We start from the raw sequence: 19,196 nt of genomic DNA on the forward strand, positions 1-19,196 counted from the left end.
GTCACTCCGTGACGGCGGTGCTGACGGGTCCGAACGCCGGACGGCGAACCGGCCGCCTCAGCGGCCGTAACGGCCGGGTCATTTATCATCGGATACCGGATGGTATCGGGGTAGCTATGGACCGGTGCCCGACTCCCGACGTGGACGAGTACGCTGGCGTGCTGGATCGGCGGCTGGAAGCGCTGTTTCTCGACGGCTTCGTCGTCGGCCTCGCGGTGCTGGCGCTGGGGTACGTCGCGGGGATGCTGTTCGCGGACAGCGGTCTCGGCGGAGCGATCCTGGCCTCGTGGTTCGGCGTGCCCCTCGGCCTGTTCGCCTACCAGGTCGGCATGGAGGGCTACTACGGACAGACGCTCGGGAAGTACCTCCGCGGCATCGTCGTCGTCTCCAGTGACGGCTCGGACCTGACGTGGGGGAAGGCTCTCATCAGGAACCTACTCCGCGTCGTCGACGCCTTCCCGGCCTTCTACCTCGTGGGCATCGTCTCGGCGTACCTGACCGACGACCACCAGCGCGTCGGCGACCTCGCCGGCCAGACCGTGGTCGTCTACACCGCCGATTGACGGGACGACGCGTTCTCGCTCCCGGTTACCAGGTGAGACCTTCGTAGGTGATCCCGTCGCGGCGCTCGATCACGTTCCGGCCGTCGACGACGACGGGATCGGCCATCTCGTCGAACGCCTCGTCAAGCGCGGCGAACTCGTCCCAGCCGGTGACTGCGACGGCCGCGTGGGCGTCTTTGAGCGCCGCGGCCGCCGAGCCGGCCGCCTCGAAGTCCAGTTCCGGGGCGTACTCGCGGAACGCCTCGACCGCGACGGGGTCGTAGGCGACGACGTCGGCACCCCGGTCGATCAGCCCCTCGACGACCGGCTTCGCGCGCGTGTTGCGGCAGTCGTCGGTCCCGGGCTTGAACGCCAGCCCCAGCACCGCGACGCGCTTCCCGTCGACGTCGACGCGGTCGTCCAGCAGCGAGAGCAGGCGCTCGGGCTGACGGTCGTTGATATCCAGGGCCGCCTGGAGGACCGCCGGCTCGTAGCCCTCCTCGCGGGCGGCGGCGACGATGGCCGAGACGTCTTTCGGTAGACAACTACCCCCGAAACCCACCCCGGAGCGGAGGAAGCGCTCGGAGATGCGGTGGTCGAGCCCGACGGCGTCGGCCACCTCGTAGGCGTCGACGCCGAACTCCTTGCAGACGTTGCCGAGGTCGTTGATCGCCGATATCTTCGACGCGAGGAAGGCGTTGTTGGCGTACTTGATCATCTCCGCCTCGGCGATCCCGGTCTCGACGACGGGGACGTCGCCGTCGGCGGCCTCACGGAGCGGTTCGTAGAGCGCGTGGAGCAACTCCAGTGCCCGCTCGTCGTCGGTCCCGAACACGAGCTTGTCCGGGTTCAGGAAGTCCTCGACGGCCGTCCCCTCGCGCTGGAACTCGGGGTTCGAGGCGACCAGAAAGTCCTCGCCGCGCTCCGGGCCCGCCTCGGCGATGCGCTCGGCCAGGACGTCCTCGGTGGTGGTCGGGACGACCGTCGACTTGGTCACGACGAGGTGGGGCTCGTCGGCGTCTGCGCCGGCCAGCGCCTCGCCGACGGAACTCGCGCCGGCCTCCATGTACTGGAGGTCGATGCTCCCGTCGTCCCGGGAGGGCGTCGGCAGGGCCAGCATCGTCAGGTCCGTCTCGCGGACGGCGTCGTAGTCGGTCGTCGCCCGCAGGCGGTCCCCGCCGTGCTCGGCGACCAGTTCGTCCAGTCCCGGCTCGTGGATCGGTGCCTCGCCGGCGTTGACCGCGTCGACGACGTCCTGATCGACGTCGATGGTCGTCACCTCGTGCCCCAGGTCCGCGAGACAGGCCGCTACCGTCGTGCCCACGTACCCGCTCCCCACGATGCTGACGTTCATGAGGAGCCGTAGCCCCGCATGGAATTTCAGCGTTCTGGTAGGACGCCGGCGAGACGGTCGGAACCGCCGCTCCCGCCCGCGGTCCCGAAAGGTTTTGTCGGGGGACGCAAAACGTGTCGCTTATGCAAGCTGTCGTCCTCGCCGCCGGCGAAGGCACGCGGCTCCGCCCCCTGACGGAGGACAAGCCCAAGGGGATGGTGGAAGTCGACGGGAAGCCGATCCTGACGCACTGCTTCGAGCAACTGGTCGAGCTCGGCGCCGACGAACTGCTCGTCGTCGTGGGCTACAAGAAGCAGGTGATCATCAACCACTACGAGGACGAGTTCGAGGGCGTCCCGATCACCTACGCCCATCAGCGCGAGCAGAAGGGCCTGGCCGACGCCCTGCTGACCGTCGAGGAACACATCGACGACGACTTCATGCTGATGCTGGGGGACAACGTCTTCGACGCCAACCTGCAGGACGTCGTCAACCGCCAGCGGGAGCAGCGCGCCGACGCCGCCTTCCTCGTCGAGGAGGTCCCCTGGGAGGAGGCCTCCCGCTACGGCGTCTGTGACACCAACAAGTACGGCGAGATCGTCGACGTCGTCGAGAAGCCCGACGATCCGCCGTCGAACCTCGTGATGACCGGCTTCTACACGTTCACGCCGGCGATCCTCCACGCCTGTCACCTCACCCAGCCCTCCGATCGCGGCGAGTACGAGATCTCCGACGCCGTCGACCTGCTGATCAAGAGCGGCCGCACCATCGACGCCATCCGGATGGACGGCTGGCGCGTCGACGTCGGCTACCCCGAGGACCGGGACAAGGCCGAGCGCCTGCTCTCGGAGGGCGTCGAGGTCGAGGTCGAGGACGAGGAGAACGGCGACGCCGAGGCAGAGACCGCCGAGACGTCCGAGTGACGTCGTCGCCGGCGTGCGGTCCACGACTCACCGCCTCCGGTGCGCTTTTATTCCGTGCCGACGCCGTGCCGATAATGACGGTACTTGTCACCGGCGGTGCCGGGTTCATCGGCGGCCACCTCGCCGAGCGGTTCGTCGCCGACGGCCACGACGTGATCGTCCTGGACAACCTCGATCCCTTCTACCACCTCGACATCAAGCGCCACACGATCGATGTCCACCGCGAGACGGCCGCGGACGGCGGCGGCTCCTACGAGTTCGTCGAGGGCGACGTCCGCGACGCCGACCTCGTCGACGACCTCGTCGGGCGAGCGGACTACATCTACCACCAGGCCGCGCAGGCGGGCGTCCGCCCCAGCGTCGAGGACCCGCGCAAGTACGACGAGGTCAACGTCGACGGCACGCTGAACCTGCTGGACGCCGCCCGCGACACCGGCGTCGAACGGTTCGTGATGGCCTCCTCCTCGTCGGTCTACGGCAAGCCCCGGTACCTCCCCTACGACGAGGAGCATCCGACGACCCCCGTCTCGCCCTACGGCGCTTCCAAGCTGGCCGCCGAGCGCTACGCCTGCGCCTACAGCGAGGTGTACGACCTCCCCGCCGTCGCGCTGCGGTACTTTACCGTCTACGGCCCGCGGATGCGCCCGAACATGGCCATCTCCAACTTCGTCTCGCGGTGCATGAACGACGAGCCCCCGGTCATCTACGGCGACGGCACCCAGACCCGGGACTTCACCTTCATCGACGACGTCGTCGAGGCCAACGTGGAGCTGCTGACCAACGACGCGGCCGACGGCGAGGCCATGAACGTCGGCTCCACGGACAACATCGAGATCAAGACCCTCGCCGAGGAGATCCGCGACCAGCTGGCCCCCGACCTCGAGCTGGTCTACGAGGAGCGCCACGACGCCGACGCCGAGCACACCCACGCCGGCACGGACAAGGCCGAGGAGCTGATCGGCTACGAACCCACCCACACCATCCGGGAGGGCGTCTCCGAGTTCATCGACTGGTATCGCGACAACCGCGAGTGGTACGAGCCGCTCGTCCGCGAGTCGTAGGACGCACCGTCTTTTCTACCGCGGCCTGAACGACTGTCGCAGGTGTGAACAGCCAGAAAGCCCCGGTCGTCTGAACTCCCGCGGCTCGCTGCGCGCGCTCGCTTCGCTCGCGTGCTTACGTCGCCGGGGTTCGTTCAGACGACCGCCCCTTTCAGTCCCGCCCAGCGCTGATTGGTCAACCGGCATTGGGCGGGACTGAAAGGAGCGGCGAGCTACGGGAACCCCGGCGTTCGCGGCGCTTCGCGCCGCGTGCTCGGGAGACCTTCGGTCTCCCGGTGAAGGAAGCACCGCAGTCGAACGCAGTGAGACGCGGAGCGCAACGAGCCGCGGGAGTCTCGTGAGCGGAGCGAACGAGACCTCGGAAGACGAGCGAAGCGAATCTTCCGGTGGCGTAGCTAGCCGGGGCTTTCTGGCTGTTCTCAACTGAGGCAGCACACGTCGTACCTATTCAGTCGTCGTCTGCTAGGACCCATTCTTAAGCGCCCACGCAGTCACGTCACAACGACATGAGAGCCGTACGACTCCAGGAACACGGCGGAACGGAGGTACTGCAGGTCGAGGAGGTCGACCGGCCCGAACCCGGCGCGGACGAACTGCTCGTCGAGGTCGCCGCGGCGGGCGTGAACCCGGTGGACACGTACTTCCGGGACGGATCCTACGAGCCCGTCGACGTGCCGTTCACGCCGGGCGTGGACGTCGCGGGCACCGTCGCCGCCGTCGGTGACGCGGTCGAGGGCTTCGACGAGGGCGACCGCGTGTTCGGCACCGGCATCGGCAACGGCGGCCACCAGGGCGCCTACGCCGAGTACGCGACGATCCCGGACGACCGCGTGGTCCACCTGTCCGACGAGGCCGACCTGACCGAGGCGGGCGCGGCGGGCGTCGTCGCGGGCACGGCCTGGCGGTCGCTGATCGACCACGCCGACCTCGACCCGGCGGAGTACTGCCTCGTCCACGGCGGCTCCGGCGGCGTCGGCCACGCGGCCGTCCAGATCGCGGACGCCGTCAGCGCGCGGACGGTCACGACGGCGAGCGAGCAGTACCGGGACGAGGTGGCCGATCTCGGCGCCAAGACGGTGCTAGACTACGCTCGCGACGACCTCGCCGACGCCGTCGTCGAGGCCTCCGAAGGCGGCGTCGACGCGATCCTGGACCACCGGCTGGACGACTACCTCCAGTTCGACGCCGACGTCGCCGCGCAGGGGGCGACCGTCGTGGGGATCGGCGAGAACAGCCCCGACCCCGGGTTCACGAACGACGGCGCGGCGCGCTCGAAGGACGTGGAGTACCAGTTCATGAGCATGTTCAACACGCCCGACCTGCGCGTCCCGCTGCGGGGCGTGGCCTACCTCATGGAGCGCGGCGACCTCTCGATCGAGATCGCCCGGAGCTACGACCTCGCGGAGGCCGGCGAAGCCCAGCGCGCGGTGATGGAGGACAGCTTCCTCGGGAAGCTCGTCGTCGAGCCCTGAGGGACGGGATCGGATCGGGCCGATCCGGAGTGGTCTGATGGCTTGCGGGCTTCACGGCGGGGTCAAGGGACCCGATCGCCCACCTGGAAGGTTCGATGTTCGGCCAGCGAGTCGTAGCCCCCGCCGAGGACGAAGCCGTACACGAGGTACGCGACCATCGTCGCGATCAGCAGCGGGAGGCGATCGGCGAAGGCGCCGCCCTCGAGGCCGGCGCTCCCGAGCGCGACGACGAGGTGGCCGGACCACAGCACGAGCGCGAACACCATCCCGTGGACCGTGCCCGAGTCGCCCGGCAGTGCCCAGGTGACCGCGCCGAACACGAGCGGCCACGCCACGGCGAACAGGAGGCCGAACCAGACGTACGTCAGCAGCGTCGCCGTGGTCGACTCCAGTTCGCAGTACGGCGGTCCACCGACTGCACAGAGGCTCCTGAAGGTCGCGAACAGGAGGAGGTCGGTCCCGGCCAGCAAGACGTCGGCGACGAGCAGGAAGAGCAACAGGACGACCGTGGCCGCGATACCCCCGCCGAGACTGCTCCTGACTGGATCCATGAGGCCCCGTGCGCACGGATCGAGAAAAATGTCATGATCCATACAATGGCGAACTAGCACCGGAATCCTGCCGGATGATCGGTGACTACTTGCCACTCGGCGCGACGCCGGAGCGCCCCGACAACGTGGGCCGCGCCTACCTCTCCGCGACGTGGCGCACCTTGCAGGCGACGCCCCGCGTCGACTCGGCCATCTCCGGGCCGGACATCTGCGCGCGGCCGACGCCGAACGCGGCGGGGCCCTCGATCACGACCTCGTCGCCGACCCGAATGTCGTCGCTGGCGTCGACGACGCCGGGGGCGAGGACGGAGCCGTGGGGAACGAAGGGGTCGATTTCCACGGTCCGCGTGGGCACGTCCGCGTCGACCCAGCGGCGAGCACCGTCCAGGGTGAGGCCGAGCAGGCCGTACTCCTGGGTGAGCGCGGCCAGTTGCTCGCCGTCCGCATCGTGGGCCCGCAGCTGGGGGTAGAGGCCCTCCGCGGTCAGGTCGCCCTCGGGGAACAGCGCGTCGCCGGCGCCGTCGCCGAACTGGTAATCCGCGACCGCCCGGAGCGTGTTGTGCTGGCGCTCGCGCTTGCGGTACTTCGGATAGCCCTCAAGCGCGCCGGCGAGGTTCGCCAGCGAGTCGCCCGTCGTCGGGTGGTCCTCGACGGTGAACGTGAACTCGAGGTCGAGGGCCTCGGCGGCGCGCTCGCAGATGTCGCGGTAGCCCTCGTCCGGGACGTGGGCGATCACCTCGGGGTAGTCGGTCCGTTCGAGGTACCGCCGGAGGACGTCGCTGACGAACTCGACCTCGTTGGCCGTCCAGCGGCCGGTCACGACCGAGTCGTAGTGCTGGGCGGGGTACGTGAGTTCGAGTTCCTGCGGGACGACGCCGATGGGCGAGGTCATCGACAGCATGTGCCCGCGGAACTGGACGGCGCTGTGGTACTGCTCGTGGCTCTGGGAGTCGCTGTAGGGCTTGCGGGCGGAGCAGGGGACGATCACCAGCGGCTGGTCGTCGAAGCGCTTGCGATACCGTTCCGTCACGCGCTGGGCGAACCGCTGGATCTCGACGCGGCGCATGGTGTCCTCCGTCGCGGCGGTGATCTCCGCGCGGCGGTGGACCGGCGTGCGCTGTTCCAGATACGCGTACTGCTGGTCCAGGCGGCGCATCGTCGCCGTGAGCCACTGGTCCTGGCGGGCCTGACCCTCGACGTAGTCCCGGAGGCGGCCGTCGCGGATGCGCCGGCGGACGCGACGGAGTTCCGCTTCCAGCGCGTTGACGTTGTGTTCGACGCAGTCCTCGCGGTCGAACTCCTCGCGCGGGACCTGGCAGGCCGGACACGAGCAGGGCAGTTCGTCGAGGTCCTCGAGGAAGTACGCCTCGTCGGTGGTGAGATAGCGGCCCTCGGTCCCGCGGACGACGGCCTTGTCCGCGTCCACGAGGTCGACGCCGGCGTAGACCAGCGTGGCGACGTTGCGCGGCGTGGCGACGCCCGGGAGATAGAGGGCGGCGTCGGCCGGGATCGCCTCGCGCGTCCGGAGCACGGCGTCGACGAACGCCTCGGCGTGGCCGGCGATGCCGGGGCCGCCTGCGAGGACGTAGGCGTCGGCGCCGTGGTCCTCGGCGGTGTCGGGCGAGACGACCGCCGCGCTGGGGTAGTCGACGTCGGGGTAGTCGACGGCGAAGGCCTCCTCGACCTCGTCGGGCGTCCCGCCGGGGAACCCGCGGTGGGGGAGGACGGTGAGCGCGCTCTCGTCGCCCTCGGGGACCTCGCGGTCCTCGGGCCAGAGGCTGCCGGCGTCCTCCAGAACGTCGTCCACGAGCGCGGGCGTGGTGACGGGGTCGGCCAGCCGGAGCTCGGCCAGCCTGGCCGCGCCGTCGCGCTCGTGGACCTCGAAGTAGTCGGTCATGACGACGATTCGGCGGCGGGCGACCAACTATCTTACTAAAGCAAGAGAATCCCGCCGTTGACGGCAGGCGTGAATCGTGTCACCTCTCTACACAACAGATGTGGTGGGTGCTACTTGGATATTCGATATCGAATCGCGGCCATTAAGTCATCGCACTGTCATAGGCTATGTATAGTGAACCTGGTCACAACACGCACCATCACGGCATCACTCACCAACGACCGTGAGGGTGTCGTGCGTGACCTCAATTCACTCGCTCGTTCTGGTAGCAAAATCTGGAACGTTGCTCGGTGGACCATCAGCCGCATCTGGGACCACACTGGTGAAATTCCCGACGAAGGGCCGCTCAAGTCCTACATGAAAACCCAAGAATGCTGGAAAGATTTGAACTCGCAGTCAAGTCAGGCAATCGTCGAAGAATTGTCTGGCGCTTTCCAGTCGTGGTTCGAACAAGACAACCCAGACGCAAACCCACCGGGCTACCGCAAAGATGGAGATGAACGGCCACGCAGTACAATCACGTTCAAAGAAGACGGCTTCAAACTGGATACGAAACACCAGCAGGTCCGTCTGTCCAAAGGTGCAAACCTGAAAGACAGGTGGGCCGACTTCATCCTCTGTGAATACGAAACCGGGCCGGACGTGGACCTCACCGACGTAGAAGATGTGCAACAGGTCCGTACCGTCTGGACCGGTGAGCAGTGGGAACTGCACTTCGTCTGTAAGGTTGCCGTTGATGCGGACGACTCATCCGGTGAGAAGACGGCAGGTGTTGACCTTGGTATCTGCAATACGGCGGCTGTCTCTGTCGGTGACGAGACGCTGCTGTATCCGGGTAATGCCCTGAAAGAAGACGCCCACTACTTCCGGCAGGTAGAATACGACACGGAGGGTGAAGATGGCCCCAGCAATCACGCTGCGTGGGCACGACAGAAGAAATCACGCCGACAAACGCACTTCCTGCACGCCGTGTCGAAAGATATTGTCGAGCAGTGTGCCGAACGAGGTGTTGGCACGATAGCGGTCGGCTACCCGAATACCATTCGTGACGAGACAGACTGGGGTCGGCATGGCAACAAACGCCTCCACAACTGGGCGTTTGAAACACTCATTCAGCATATCGAGTACAAGGCTGAAGAACGTGGGATTGACGTCGAGCGGGTCGACGAGTATTCGCTGGCGACATCGATCACCTGCTGTGAGTGCGGGATGCAAGCCGACTCGAACCGTATCGAACGTGGCCTGTACGTCTGCGAACACTGTGAGTTGGTCGCGAACAGCGACCTGAACGCGGCTGAGAACATGCGTGCGACGGTAACTCCGAATCCTGCACAGGATAGGAGTAACGGCTGTCTGGCCCAGCCTTCGGTCCGCCTGTTCGACAAGCAAACGGGGCGAGTAGCCCCACAAGGACAGGTCCGGCCGTAAACCAGTAAATATCCCAACGCTGTGGTGCGGTTTGGGACGCCCCGTCATTTACGACGGGGAGGTGGTCACCTTGCGTGTTCAGGCCGGCTCGGCGGCTGCCGACAGTTCTTGCGGCGGTCACAGCGAGACGTCCATCTCGACGGGCGACATGTCCAGGAACGCCGTCTCGTAGCCCTCGTGGCGGGAGACGCCCGGCGGCGAGTCGGCGGTGATCGTCAGCCGGTCGCCGTCCTCGACGCCGTCGACGGCGGCCCCGTAGTGGTACTTCAGGTCCGGATCGAGTGTCGACGTGAGGTTGCCCTCGAAGGCAGTACCGCCGTCGTGCTCCAGCGTCGCCGACAGCGCCATCATGGGAATCGGGAAGCGGTTGTACGGCGTCCGCGGCGAGACGGCGAGGTACGGGCCGTCGCCGTCGATCCCTTCGGGGCGCTCGTCGAGCAGCGTCGCGACGAACTTCGCGTCGCCGCTCGTGCCCTCGCCCAGGACGGTCCCGGGCAGCTCCGCTGCGGGCGGCAGCTGCGGCGTCGGCACCCGATCCATCGACATCGGCTCGACGGCGTCGCGCTCGCCCTGGCGATCCGGGAGGCGCTCGAAGGAGACCTGTCCCTCCAGGGTGTCCTGACGGAACTCGAAGCGGAACATGGGGGACAGCTGCTCCTGGAACGCGCCGGCGAACTCGCCCGTCGTTCGCACGCTGACCGGCCCGAAGTTGACGGTGGTCTCGTAGACGCCGTCGCCGGAGAGGGGCACGTTGTCCCCGTAGTGAAAGCCCATGTTCTGCGAGAGCATCGGCCACATGCGACGGTCGGCGACCACGTCGCCGCTGTCGTTGTCCGCGACGACCATCCGGGCGTTGGAACTGGGGATCGTCGTCTCCGTCTCCGCGTCCCAGACGCTGGCCATCAGGTGCAGCGAGTCGTCGGACTGGATCTCGACCTTGTTCGTCCGGTCGCCGTCCATCGTCCAGAAGCGGTGGGGGAAGCTGTAGAACAGCGCCAGGCTGTACCGCCCGCTCGACTCGACGCCGACCATCTCCATCCCCTCGACGTGGGTGGGAACGTACACCGCGCCGGGGCGGTCCTCGACCAGCGGCGGCGCCCGCGTCGACTGCCGCTGGAGGAGGTCCGTGCACCCAGCGAGCGTCCCGAGCGTCCCCGCGGCTGTACCGGCGAGAAACTGCCGTCTCTTCATCGGCCGAGGGTCGGTGCCTCACCGGAAAAGGGGTTCTGGTGCGATTCTCGAACGAGGTACGGTCGGATGTCGGACGGCGGCCGATCTATAGTAGACCGAACCCCTCCCGCCAGTCAGCCGTCGATTCGTCGACCAGCCGATCGAGGAGTTCGGCAAAGCTCTCGTCGTCCCGTTTGCGGGCCTTGAGCTTCTCGTACACCTCTTCGGTGATGCCGATCGTCTTCGTTCCCATCTACTTTGTGTTTATGGACACAAGCACAAGAAATGTCGAGTGCAGGTCTCAGGAGACCCTTATCGAGGGCGCGACGCCTATGAAATCTCACGCGGGCAGTTCGACCGTGAACGTCGACCCCTCGCCGGGCTCGGAGTCGACCAGAATCTCGCCGCCATGTCCGTCGACGATGCGCTCGCACAGCGCCAGCCCGATCCCCGACCCGTCCGGGTTCTCGGTCCCGTCCAGCCGCTCGAAGACGCCGAAGACGCGCTCGGCGTCGTCGGGGCCGATGCCGACGCCTTCGTCGCTGACCGAGATCGACCATCGGTCCGCGTCGCGGTCCACTGACACGTGGATCCGCGGCGGGGCGTCGCCGCTGTACTCGACGGCGTTGGCCAGGAGGTTCTGGAACACCTGCCGGAGCTGGCGCTCGTCGCCCTCGACGGCCGGCAGCGGCTCCCGCGTGATCTCGGCGTCGCTCTCCTCGATCCGCATCTGGAGGTCCGTGAGCACGTCGTCGAGGACGCCGTCGAGGTCCACTCGGTCGGACTGATCGCTCTCCGCGTCGACGCGCGCGTACTCCAGCAGGCCGCCCATCGTCTCGTCCATCCGCTCGGCGCCGTCGAGGGCGAATGCGAGGAACTCCCGGCCGTCCTCGTCCAAGTCGTCGGCGTACCGCCCCTCGACGAGTTCGAGGTACTTCCGCACCATCCGAAGGGGCTCCTGGAGGTCGTGGGAGGCCGCGTAGGCGAACTGCTCTAGCTGTTCGTTCGACGCCTCTAGCTCCGTCACCGCCTCCTCGAGCTTCCGCTCGGTCCGCTTGAGCTCGTCGTTCTGCTCCTCGAGGCGTCTCGCCTGGTCGAGCGCCCGGGCCTCGTGGACGCCGATGCCGAGACCGGAGAGCGAGCCGATGGCCAGGAACACCGCCTGCGTCCCGAACGCGAACTGGACAGTGACTCCCGGATGGAGGACCCGCAGCGCGAGGACGACCGCCATCACGGTGACGCCGCCGGCGACCCACAGCACGATCCGCGGGTAGTACGCTGGTCGGACCTCGGTGGTCGGGAGCCGGAGGCCGATGTACAGCATCACGGCCCCCAGCGTCCCGACCAGCAGCAGGTCGAGCACCGCCTCGAGCAGGATCCCGCTGTCGGCCAGCGTGACCGCCGACCTGGCGACCGCCGTGATCAGGACCAGCACCCCGAGCGCGGGAACGACCTGGCGCCAGTGGCTCGCAAGCTGCGTATCGCCGCCGGGGGGACCGTCGGTTCCGAGAAGACGACTGCTCATACCCGACCCTATCGCCGGTCCCCCGGTTCAGGTCGGCTTTTGGCTATCCAACTCGTTTAAGTACCCTCCTCTGCCGCCACCGGTAGCTCGGAGACAGTGCTCCCCAGGACCCGATCGATGCCGCGCCGGAGCCGCGACGCGACGGCCTGCTGGGAGATGCCGAGCTCCTCGCCCAGCTCCGTCATCGTCACGTCCCGCGGCGAGTTGAAGTACCCCTGGTCGTAGGCGAGCACCAGCGCCTCTCGCTGGGCGTCGGTCAGCGCCGTCTCGGCCGCCGTCTCGATGGGCGTGAGCGCGTGGAGCTTCGTGAGCGTGACCGGGATGTCCAGTTCACGGCAGCGCTGCTGGAAGGCCGCGATGTCGCTCCGGTCGTCCCCGCGGACGTCGAAGGTCCACTGCTTGCTCGTCCCGACGGCCTTGACCAGCGGGACCTGTGTCTCGGTCAGCGCGCTCAGCACGCCGGCGTACTCGAGCGTCCACTCTACGCGCAGCAGGTACTCGTCCGAGACGGAGTCGACGAGGCGGATGTCCACCACGCCAGGGTGGTCGGCGAAGGCCCCCTCGATGTCGTCGACGACCGCTCCGCGGACCCAGAAGTACGGCACCACCACGTCCTGCGCCGGGATGATGCGCTCCAGTTCGACCGTCACGTCCGGCAGTCGGTCGAAGACGGTCCCTAGCGGGAACTCGTCCGACGGAATCGTGAACGTCGCCTCGGTAGCCATTGGACAAGCCTGGGTCTCGAGCCGTAAAGGCTCGTCACACGAGGCGGTGACGACGGCGCCTCACGCCGGCCGCGCCGGCGGCAGCGCCCGCAGCGAGCGCGGCGGCAGGAGGTAGTTGCCGCGGCGCTCGACCGTCATGTACTGGAGGATGCCGTTGTTCGTCCGCTGGCCGACGCCGCTCTCGCCGGCGACGTCGGTGCCGTTCATCGCCTCGCGCGTCTCGGCGAAGTCGCCGATGGTCTCCTGCAGCGAGACGAAGTGCAGCGACGCGCGGCCGTCGTCGGTGGCGTCGAAGTCCCGGCGGATCATCAGGGGGGACCCGTCCTCGCGTGCGCGGGCGGACTTCTGGGAGTGGCCGACCTTGCCGTACTCTCGGGCGTGCTCCTCCGTGTGGGCGGGGCAACTGTGCTCCTCCATCCCCGTCGAGTCGCCCATGTTCTCGCCGGTGCCCTCCACGAGGCCCTCCTCGGCGTGGACGGGGCAGAACATCGTCGCCTCGCGGTGGTAGCGGCTGTCCTGCTCGTACCACTGGTCGAGGTGCAGGCGGATCTTCGAGACGTGCTGGGTGGTGCCGCCGGCGAAGGGGCCCTCGCCGATAGTGACGAAGTCCTCGCTGGCCTGGCTCTTCGAGAAGTCCGACTTGAAGCCCATGTACAGCGGTGCGTCCTCGGACACCTCGCCCTCGGGGACGCCGGCCGCGTCGTCGTTCTCGGCGGGGAGGCCCTCGCCGACGAAGCCGGTCCGCCGGTCGGCCACGGAGAAGACGCCGGAAAGCGAGGCCGGCATCTCGACGCCGTTGAGCGTCGACACCTCGCCTTTCAGCGCCTCCTCGGCGGCCACGACGACCTGCCCGTGGTCGCTGGCCAGGTGGACGGCGGCGTCGGGCGTGTCGAACTCGGGCTCCTCGAAGGGAGCCATCGCTTCGGGTTCGGGCAGGTCGACGCTCCCGGGCAGGTCGGCCTCGAATCGGTCGAAGTAGGACGGCGTGTACCCGACGGTGAAGAGGAGGCCGTCGTTCGAGCGGCGGTAGGCCCGTTCCAGTCCGCGGAAGGACTGCTCGACCTGCTCGCGGTCGGCCTCGGTCGGCGCGCCGTCGCCCTCGTAGTCGAGCAGCAGGAGGGCGTGGTGGCGGGCCGCGGTCACGTTGCCGTGGTCGTCGGTCGAGAGAGACCCGTCCCAGGCGTGCTGGCGGTCCGGCAGCGTCGAGAGGTCTTCGGGCCCCTGCTCGACGTCCGGCTCGCCGAACCGGTCCACGCACGCCGAGAGGGCGGCGGTCCCCCCGATGGCGACCGCGGACTTCAGGAAGCTACGGCGCGGAATGCCACGCTGATCGCTCATCGGGCGTGGTTAGGACCTGACTCGAAAAGCCGTTCTGGTACGGGCGTCGAAAGGGAGGCGCGCCCGGAGGGCGGGCCTCCGAGCGAGCGGGAGTGAGTGGAGCGAACGACACGCGAGCCGCGTGGATTGAGCGGAGCGAGCCGGTTCGAACCCGGTCGGTGCCACCGGTCACCGACGCGTTCAGGTGGCCCGAACCCGTTCGGTCGATGTATGCACGGTGGACAGGCGCCCGCGGTGTACGAGCCGGGGTCGCTCGCGATGGTGGGCGTGATCACGCTCGCGGGACTCGGGGCGGCGGTTCTCCTGGGGCTGGCGCTGGCCGCGTTCGTCCGTCGGCGTTCCCAGCCGTACGTGCTGATCGTCGGCGCCATCGCCGCGCTCCTCGGGCGGTCGGCCGTCGCCGGCCTGTCGCTGGCCGGCCTCCTGCGGCCGGGCCCGCACCACTTCCTCGAACACGGGCTGGACGTCGTCATGGTCGCGCTCATCGTGGCGGCGGTGTACTACGCGCGGACGGTCGACGGCCACAGGGGGGCGAAGACGTGAGCGAGCAGCGCGACCGCATCCGCGAACACCTCGCCGAGTACCCCGGAGAGCACTTCAGCGGGCTGGCGCGGGCACTCGACCTCGCCCCCGGGCAGGTCCAGTACCACCTCAAGCGACTGACCCGAGCCGATCGCGTGGTCGCAGAGCAGCGCTACGGCCGGACCCACTACTACCCGCCCGAGTACGACGAGTGGGAGCGGGCGGCGCTGGCGCTCGTCCGGCGGGAGACGACCCGAGACGTCCTCATCTACCTCCTCGAACGCGGTCCCTCCGCGCCCGCGACGGTGGCCGACGATCTGGAGATCGCCCGGAGCACGCTGGAGTGGCACCTCGACCGCCTCGTCGCCGAGGATGTCGTCGAGAAGGCGCGGGACGATCGGAACCGCGTGACGCTGGTGCTCTCGCGCCCGACGGAGACGGCCCGGCTCCTGCGAGAGGTCGAGCCCGCGCTGCCGGAGCGGCTGGTCGACCGGTTCGCCAGGCTCGTCGACAACCTGCTCTCGGAGTGACCGCGGCGACGCGCGGGACCGGGGCAGTCACTCGTCGGCGCCGACGTCACGCAGCGTCACGGAGTCCGGCACGATCGCGAGCGCGCTCGCCGGCCACTCGTAGTGCGCGAGCGTGAACCCCGCGTCGGGGTTGGCCTCGACCAGGCGCGCGACGCCGCGGGCCGCTGCCTCGTAGGCCTGGGGTGCCAGCCGCTCCGGCGTCTCGGCGTTGAGCGGGTAGGTCTCGGCGAGTGCCCGCGGATAGGGGCCGAAGGGCGCTGCGACCGACCAGCACTCGTCGTAGTCGTCGTCGCGATCGCCCTCGGTGAGCAACACGTCGCCCGACAGGTCGAACCGGTCGAGGCGCTGTCGATGGCGCAGGACCTCCGGTCGGCGGGCGCTCTCGGCCGAGAGGTGGAAGAACGTGTCCTTCGAGACGTGGTCGGTCTCCTCCAGTTGCGCGGCGTGGTCCAGCAGGGCGCGGTAGCCGTCCAGCATGGCCGGGTGAGCGCGTGCGCGCCGATCCACGAGTTCCAGCAGGTCGCCGTCCCGTATGGCCTGCCGGATCGTCCGGATCTCGCCGTAGGTGACGTGGAGGTTATGCCGGGCCAGCAGCTCCTCGCGGCGTTCCTCGGGCGCCTCGCGGAGGTCGTCTGGCGTGTGCTCGACGCAGACGGGACAGTTGCAGGGGAACTGGTGGAGGTCCTCGAAGTGCTCGGTCCCGCCGACGGTGAGGTAGCGGCCGTCGCGGGCGTACAGCGCGTACGCGGCCGAGTCGAACAGGTCACACCCCAGCGCGACCGCCAGCGCGAACATCATGGGATGGCCCGCGCCGAACAGGTGAACTGGCGCGTCCTCGCCCAGTCCGCGTTTACTCGCTGCCACGACGTCTACGAGGTCGTCGTAGCGGTACTCGTTCATCAGCGGGACGACCGCGCCGATCGGGAACACGTCGAGGCCGGTGTCGTGGGCGTGCGCGGCGGCCTCCTCGCGCAGGTCGGGGTAGGTCGATCCCTGGATCGGCGCCGTGACGAGCATGTCGCCCGCGTCGGCGTCTTCGGCGAGCGCGAGGCGCTCCTGCGTGGTGGCGAGCTCCGCCGCTGCCTGCTCGCGGTCGACGTCCGGCGGCGTCGGCACGTCCACCGGCGTCCCGATGTCGCTCCCAATCGCCCGCTGGAACTGGAGGATCTCCTCCGTCGTCACGTCTATCTCGCCGTACTCGGCCAGCTGGAACGAGCCGGAGTCGGTCATGATCGCGCCGTCGAAGTCGAGCAGGTCGTGCAGCCCCCGCTCCAGGGCCGGTTCCCGGAGCTCGTCGCTCCCGTGGAGGATGTAGCTGTTCGTGATCAGGATCTCCGCGCCGAACTCCGCCTCGAGGGTCGCCGGGGAGATCGTCTGGACGTGCGGGTTGACGACCGGCATCAGCGCGGGCGTTCGCACCGTGACGTCCGCCCGCGGGACCTCGAGTTCGCCCAGCCGCCCCGCCGCGTCGTACCGGCGGACCTCGAACGTGTCTCGCATTGGCGGTACTCGGCCCAGCGCCCGCCTAAGGGTTGCGCTTGACCGTTCGCGGGCGGCCGGCTCGCTCTCGCCGCCGATCAGGCGCTTGACTCTCGGTCCGCCGCCCCGTCTGAGGACTGCGCCCCGGCGAACAGTCCAGTCGGATCGTACTCGTCCCGCAGCGCCGCGAGTCGCTCGTAGGACGGCCCGAACGCCCCAGACGCGCCCTCCTCGAAGAAGCCGGGGAAGTTCAGGTACACCGTCCCGTCGGAGAACCGGCACATGTCGGCGACGCAGTCGCGGACCCACTGCACGTTGGCGTCGTCGGTCGCGGGGGCCTCCCAGTTGGCCTCGACGCCCAGGAGGAACGGGGCGCCCCGGCCGGCGAAGGCGCCGGCAGCGGGGTCGGTGCGGTCGATCGCTCCGCCGAGGTGCCAGACGTCGACCGTCGACAGCGGCGAGGGCGCGGCTTCGGCCCAGTCGACGATTCGATCGATCGCTCCGTCGCTCAGGTCCGCCAGGAACAGTGACTTCCAGTAGTAGCGCAGGCCGTCCGGGTAGTCACCGTCGAGGACCTGCTGGAACTCGACGTAGGGCACCGTCCCGCTGACGTCGGCCATGGGCTCAGCGAGCTCTCGGAGGGGCGCCAACGCCCGCTTGCCCTCGTCGACGGGACCGGCGTAACAGGCCATGACGGCAAACTTCTGTCGGTGGAGATCAGTCCCCCGGAACAGGTCTTCCTCCGGCAGTTCGCCGGCGAAGACCAGCGTGCTGACCTCGTCGGGCGCGTCGACGGCGAACGACCGGAGCTTCCGGAGCGCCGACCGGAGCTCGGTCGCCGAGTAGAAGACCAGGCAGGTGGCGACGTCGGGGCCGACGGGGTGGCACTCGAACTCGAAGGCGGTCGCCACGCCGAGGCCCCCACCGCCGCCGCGCAGGCCCCAGAACAGGTCCGGGTGCTCGTCGGCGCTCGCCGTGACGACGTCGCCGCCGGCTGTCACGAGGTCGACCGACAGGAGGTTGTCACAGCTGAGGCCGTGCGTCCGGCGCAGGTGGCCGATGCCCCCGCCGAGCGTGAGGCCGCCGACGCCGGTGTCGGAGACGACGCCGCCGGGAACCGCGAGGCCGAACGCCTGTGTCTCGCGGTCCACGTCGGCCCAGGTGGCGCCGCCCTCGACCCGCGCCGTCGGCCCGCCGGGGTCCACGGTCACGGCGTCCATCCGCGACAGGTCGACCACCAGGCCGCCGTCGCAGACCGCTGTGCCGGCGACGTTGTGCCCGCCGCCGCGGACCGTAGCGGTGAGGTCGTGCGCCCATGCGAACGCCAGCGCCGCGCGGACGTCGGCGACGCCACGACACCGGGCGATCACCGCGGGCCGCCTGTCGATCAGGCCGTTCCAGACGGCGCGCGCGTCGTCGTAGGCCGCGTCGTCCGGTCCGATCACGTCGCCGCGCAGGTCGGTCGCGAACTGTGCGAGTCGCTCGTCGTCGATCGTTCGGGTCGTCATATCCTACCAGACGTCGGCGCGGGTGATGGCCTCACTCACGGCTCGATCATCCGGCGTGTGAACGAGCGTTCGCGGCGCGAGACGGTGGTCACGGTCCGGACGCTAGAGTTACGACCACCGGCCACTTCTACTATGATAGTGATAACCATGCAAGGTCCGGACGACAGATGGCGGAGCGACGATGGCCGTGAGCCGGGAGAACCGGAGCCGGACGGGCGCGAGGCGGACGCAGAGCGAGCGCGAGACGACGACCGCCCGCCGCCGAGTTCGCCGGTCCTCGAGGCGCTCCTCGAGAACGCGCGGAGCCGCCGGCACCTCGGGCGGCGCCTAGAAGCGGCGGGCGCGCGCGTCGACGCGGACCTGCTGGGCGACGTGGTCCGCCACGGGCCAGCACTGGAGGCCCTCCGTGCGGGCCCGCTGGACCGCAGGGAGATCGAGGACCGCCTCGACGTCTCTCGGGCGACGAGCCACCGCCTCACCCGCTGGCTCTGCGAACGCGGGTACGCGGAGAAGGCCGACGGCCGGTTCCGGCTGACCGGGACCGGGGAAGCAGTGGCCGACGAGGTGCTCCGCTTCGAGGCGAACGTCGGGACGGTCGAGCGCCTCGGCCCCCTCCTCGACGCGGTCTGCGAGGACCACCAGGAGTTCGTCGTGGAACCGTTCGTCGACGCGACGGTCACGCTGGCCGGGCCCGACGACCCCTACCGTCCGGTCGACCGGTTCCTCGCGCTCGCCGCGGAGTCCGAGACGGTCCGCGGGTTCAACACCGCCCCCATGGCACCCACGGGCGCGGGCGAGTTCCACGAGCGGGTGTTCGACGGGGGCGACGTCGAGGTGATCTACCACCCGGCAGCGGCCGAGCGCCTCGTCGAGGCCTACCCGGAGCGAGCGGCGGCGGCCGCCGAGCGGGGCGTCCTCGCCTTGCGGGCCCGAGCGGACCTACCCTACGGGCTTGCGATCTTCGACGACCGCGTCGGGATCGGGGGATACGACGAGGCGACGGGACTGCCTCACGTGTTCGTCGATACGGACTCGCCCATCGCCCGCGAGTGGGCCGAGCGGGTCTACGCCTCGGTCAGGGACGACTCGGTGCTTCTGGGTGTAGACCGCCCGGTCGACCGGGAGTGACCGGACCCCCGACAGGGGACGAGTCGAACCTCGCGGCGGGACTCTCGCGTGCGGCGTCCCGACA

17 protein-coding genes and 1 pseudogene are annotated in these 19,196 nt (G+C 69.0%); 8 read left to right on the plus strand and 10 right to left on the minus strand.

Features of this window, described 5'->3' with window-relative positions:
• Positions 1-116: 116 nt before the first annotated feature.
• Positions 117-563: an RDD family protein gene (locus LCY71_RS04890; protein WP_225335247.1), complete on the plus strand. Its 447-nt coding sequence runs from the start codon at positions 117-119 to the stop codon at positions 561-563.
• 25 nt (positions 564-588) lie between these two features.
• Here LCY71_RS04890 and aglM read toward each other — a convergent pair whose 3' ends face one another.
• Positions 589-1,896: a UDP-glucose 6-dehydrogenase AglM gene (gene aglM, locus LCY71_RS04895; protein WP_225335248.1), complete on the minus strand. Its 1,308-nt coding sequence runs from the start codon at positions 1,894-1,896 to the stop codon at positions 589-591.
• A 122-nt stretch (positions 1,897-2,018) separates the two neighbouring features.
• Here aglM and aglF point away from each other — a divergent pair, with 122 nt between their 5' ends.
• The 3 genes from aglF to LCY71_RS04910 all read left to right on the plus strand — a co-directional run bounded on the left by aglF (position 2,019) and on the right by LCY71_RS04910 (position 5,331).
• Positions 2,019-2,798 (plus strand): UTP--glucose-1-phosphate uridylyltransferase AglF, encoded by a 780-nt coding sequence (gene aglF, locus LCY71_RS04900; protein WP_225335249.1) that lies wholly within the window; start codon positions 2,019-2,021, stop codon positions 2,796-2,798.
• Positions 2,799-2,872: 74 nt separating this feature from the next.
• Entirely contained in the window at positions 2,873-3,859 is a 987-nt protein-coding gene (locus LCY71_RS04905) for an SDR family oxidoreductase (RefSeq protein ID WP_225335250.1), read from the plus strand.
• Between the two features lie 506 nt (positions 3,860-4,365).
• Positions 4,366-5,331: an NADPH:quinone reductase gene (locus LCY71_RS04910; RefSeq protein WP_225335251.1), complete on the plus strand. Its 966-nt coding sequence runs from the start codon at positions 4,366-4,368 to the stop codon at positions 5,329-5,331.
• Between the two features lie 62 nt (positions 5,332-5,393).
• Here the strand turns inward: LCY71_RS04910 and LCY71_RS04915 are convergent, their stop codons facing one another.
• Both LCY71_RS04915 and arcS read right to left on the minus strand, forming a co-directional pair.
• Positions 5,394-5,882 carry a DUF6789 family protein gene (locus tag LCY71_RS04915; protein ID WP_225335252.1) on the minus strand — a complete coding sequence of 163 codons (489 nt, stop codon included), beginning with the start codon at positions 5,880-5,882 and terminating at the stop codon, positions 5,394-5,396.
• Positions 5,883-6,018: 136 nt separating this feature from the next.
• Positions 6,019-7,779 (minus strand): archaeosine synthase subunit alpha, encoded by a 1,761-nt coding sequence (gene arcS, locus LCY71_RS04920; protein WP_225335253.1) that lies wholly within the window; start codon positions 7,777-7,779, stop codon positions 6,019-6,021.
• A gap of 171 nt (positions 7,780-7,950) precedes the next feature.
• Here arcS and LCY71_RS04925 point away from each other — a divergent pair, with 171 nt between their 5' ends.
• The gene (locus LCY71_RS04925; RefSeq protein ID WP_225335879.1) at positions 7,951-9,207 is read left to right on the plus strand and encodes an RNA-guided endonuclease InsQ/TnpB family protein; all 1,257 of its coding nucleotides are present in this window, start codon (positions 7,951-7,953) and stop codon (positions 9,205-9,207) included.
• Between the two features lie 117 nt (positions 9,208-9,324).
• Here the strand turns inward: LCY71_RS04925 and LCY71_RS04930 are convergent, their stop codons facing one another.
• The 5 genes and pseudogenes from LCY71_RS04930 to LCY71_RS04950 form a co-directional block, all read right to left on the minus strand.
• On the minus strand, positions 9,325-10,398 hold the full coding sequence (locus tag LCY71_RS04930) for a DUF7350 domain-containing protein (RefSeq protein ID WP_225335254.1): 1,074 nt from the start codon (positions 10,396-10,398) through the stop codon (positions 9,325-9,327).
• A gap of 88 nt (positions 10,399-10,486) precedes the next feature.
• Positions 10,487-10,630: pseudogene (locus LCY71_RS04935) on the minus strand (antitoxin VapB family protein); the annotation flags it as partial.
• 87 nt (positions 10,631-10,717) lie between these two features.
• On the minus strand, positions 10,718-11,902 hold the full coding sequence (locus LCY71_RS04940) for a sensor histidine kinase (protein WP_225335256.1): 1,185 nt from the start codon (positions 11,900-11,902) through the stop codon (positions 10,718-10,720).
• Between the two features lie 56 nt (positions 11,903-11,958).
• A complete protein-coding gene (locus LCY71_RS04945) occupies positions 11,959-12,627 on the minus strand; it encodes a helix-turn-helix domain-containing protein (RefSeq protein ID WP_225335257.1) in 669 nt (222 codons plus the stop codon).
• Positions 12,628-12,687: 60 nt separating this feature from the next.
• Positions 12,688-13,965, minus strand: a complete 1,278-nt coding sequence (locus LCY71_RS04950) for a DUF7405 family protein (RefSeq protein ID WP_225335258.1) — start codon at positions 13,963-13,965, stop codon at positions 12,688-12,690.
• Positions 13,966-14,175: 210 nt separating this feature from the next.
• Between LCY71_RS04950 and LCY71_RS04955 the strand changes: the two genes are divergently transcribed.
• Both LCY71_RS04955 and LCY71_RS04960 read left to right on the plus strand, forming a co-directional pair.
• The gene (locus LCY71_RS04955; RefSeq protein WP_225335259.1) at positions 14,176-14,508 is read left to right on the plus strand and encodes a DUF7471 family protein; all 333 of its coding nucleotides are present in this window, start codon (positions 14,176-14,178) and stop codon (positions 14,506-14,508) included.
• Positions 14,505-15,017, plus strand: coding sequence for a winged helix-turn-helix transcriptional regulator (locus LCY71_RS04960; RefSeq protein WP_225335260.1), 513 nt, complete (start codon positions 14,505-14,507; stop codon positions 15,015-15,017). Before LCY71_RS04955 ends, LCY71_RS04960 begins: the two co-directional genes overlap by 4 nt.
• Before the next feature lie 27 nt (positions 15,018-15,044).
• Here LCY71_RS04960 and tgtA read toward each other — a convergent pair whose 3' ends face one another.
• Together tgtA and LCY71_RS04970 are read right to left on the minus strand one after the other, a co-directional pair.
• Complete coding sequence (gene tgtA, locus LCY71_RS04965) at positions 15,045-16,517, minus strand: tRNA guanosine(15) transglycosylase TgtA (RefSeq protein ID WP_225335261.1); 1,473 nt, start codon at positions 16,515-16,517, stop codon at positions 15,045-15,047.
• Between the two features lie 77 nt (positions 16,518-16,594).
• On the minus strand, positions 16,595-18,004 hold the full coding sequence (locus LCY71_RS04970) for an FAD-binding oxidoreductase (protein ID WP_225335262.1): 1,410 nt from the start codon (positions 18,002-18,004) through the stop codon (positions 16,595-16,597).
• A gap of 138 nt (positions 18,005-18,142) precedes the next feature.
• Between LCY71_RS04970 and LCY71_RS04975 the strand changes: the two genes are divergently transcribed.
• Complete coding sequence (locus LCY71_RS04975) at positions 18,143-19,132, plus strand: helix-turn-helix transcriptional regulator (protein ID WP_225335263.1); 990 nt, start codon at positions 18,143-18,145, stop codon at positions 19,130-19,132.
• Positions 19,133-19,196: the final 64 nt, after the last annotated feature.

The sequence above is a fragment of the Halomicrobium urmianum genome (assembly GCF_020217425.1).
Lineage (GTDB): Archaea > Halobacteriota > Halobacteria > Halobacteriales > Haloarculaceae > Halomicrobium > Halomicrobium urmianum.

Coding starts and splice junctions, on each gene's coding strand:
- LCY71_RS04890 (WP_225335247.1), top strand. CDS start 117: ATGGACCGGTGCCCGACTCCCGACGTGGACGAGTACGCTGGCGTGCTG.
- aglM (WP_225335248.1), bottom strand. CDS start 1,896: ATGAACGTCAGCATCGTGGGGAGCGGGTACGTGGGCACGACGGTAGCG.
- aglF (WP_225335249.1), top strand. CDS start 2,019: ATGCAAGCTGTCGTCCTCGCCGCCGGCGAAGGCACGCGGCTCCGCCCC.
- LCY71_RS04905 (WP_225335250.1), top strand. CDS start 2,873: ATGACGGTACTTGTCACCGGCGGTGCCGGGTTCATCGGCGGCCACCTC.
- LCY71_RS04910 (WP_225335251.1), top strand. CDS start 4,366: ATGAGAGCCGTACGACTCCAGGAACACGGCGGAACGGAGGTACTGCAG.
- LCY71_RS04915 (WP_225335252.1), bottom strand. CDS start 5,882: ATGGATCCAGTCAGGAGCAGTCTCGGCGGGGGTATCGCGGCCACGGTC.
- arcS (WP_225335253.1), bottom strand. CDS start 7,779: ATGACCGACTACTTCGAGGTCCACGAGCGCGACGGCGCGGCCAGGCTG.
- LCY71_RS04930 (WP_225335254.1), bottom strand. CDS start 10,398: ATGAAGAGACGGCAGTTTCTCGCCGGTACAGCCGCGGGGACGCTCGGG.
- LCY71_RS04940 (WP_225335256.1), bottom strand. CDS start 11,902: ATGAGCAGTCGTCTTCTCGGAACCGACGGTCCCCCCGGCGGCGATACG.
- LCY71_RS04945 (WP_225335257.1), bottom strand. CDS start 12,627: ATGGCTACCGAGGCGACGTTCACGATTCCGTCGGACGAGTTCCCGCTA.
- LCY71_RS04950 (WP_225335258.1), bottom strand. CDS start 13,965: ATGAGCGATCAGCGTGGCATTCCGCGCCGTAGCTTCCTGAAGTCCGCG.
- LCY71_RS04955 (WP_225335259.1), top strand. CDS start 14,176: ATGCACGGTGGACAGGCGCCCGCGGTGTACGAGCCGGGGTCGCTCGCG.
- tgtA (WP_225335261.1), bottom strand. CDS start 16,517: ATGCGAGACACGTTCGAGGTCCGCCGGTACGACGCGGCGGGGCGGCTG.
- LCY71_RS04970 (WP_225335262.1), bottom strand. CDS start 18,004: ATGACGACCCGAACGATCGACGACGAGCGACTCGCACAGTTCGCGACC.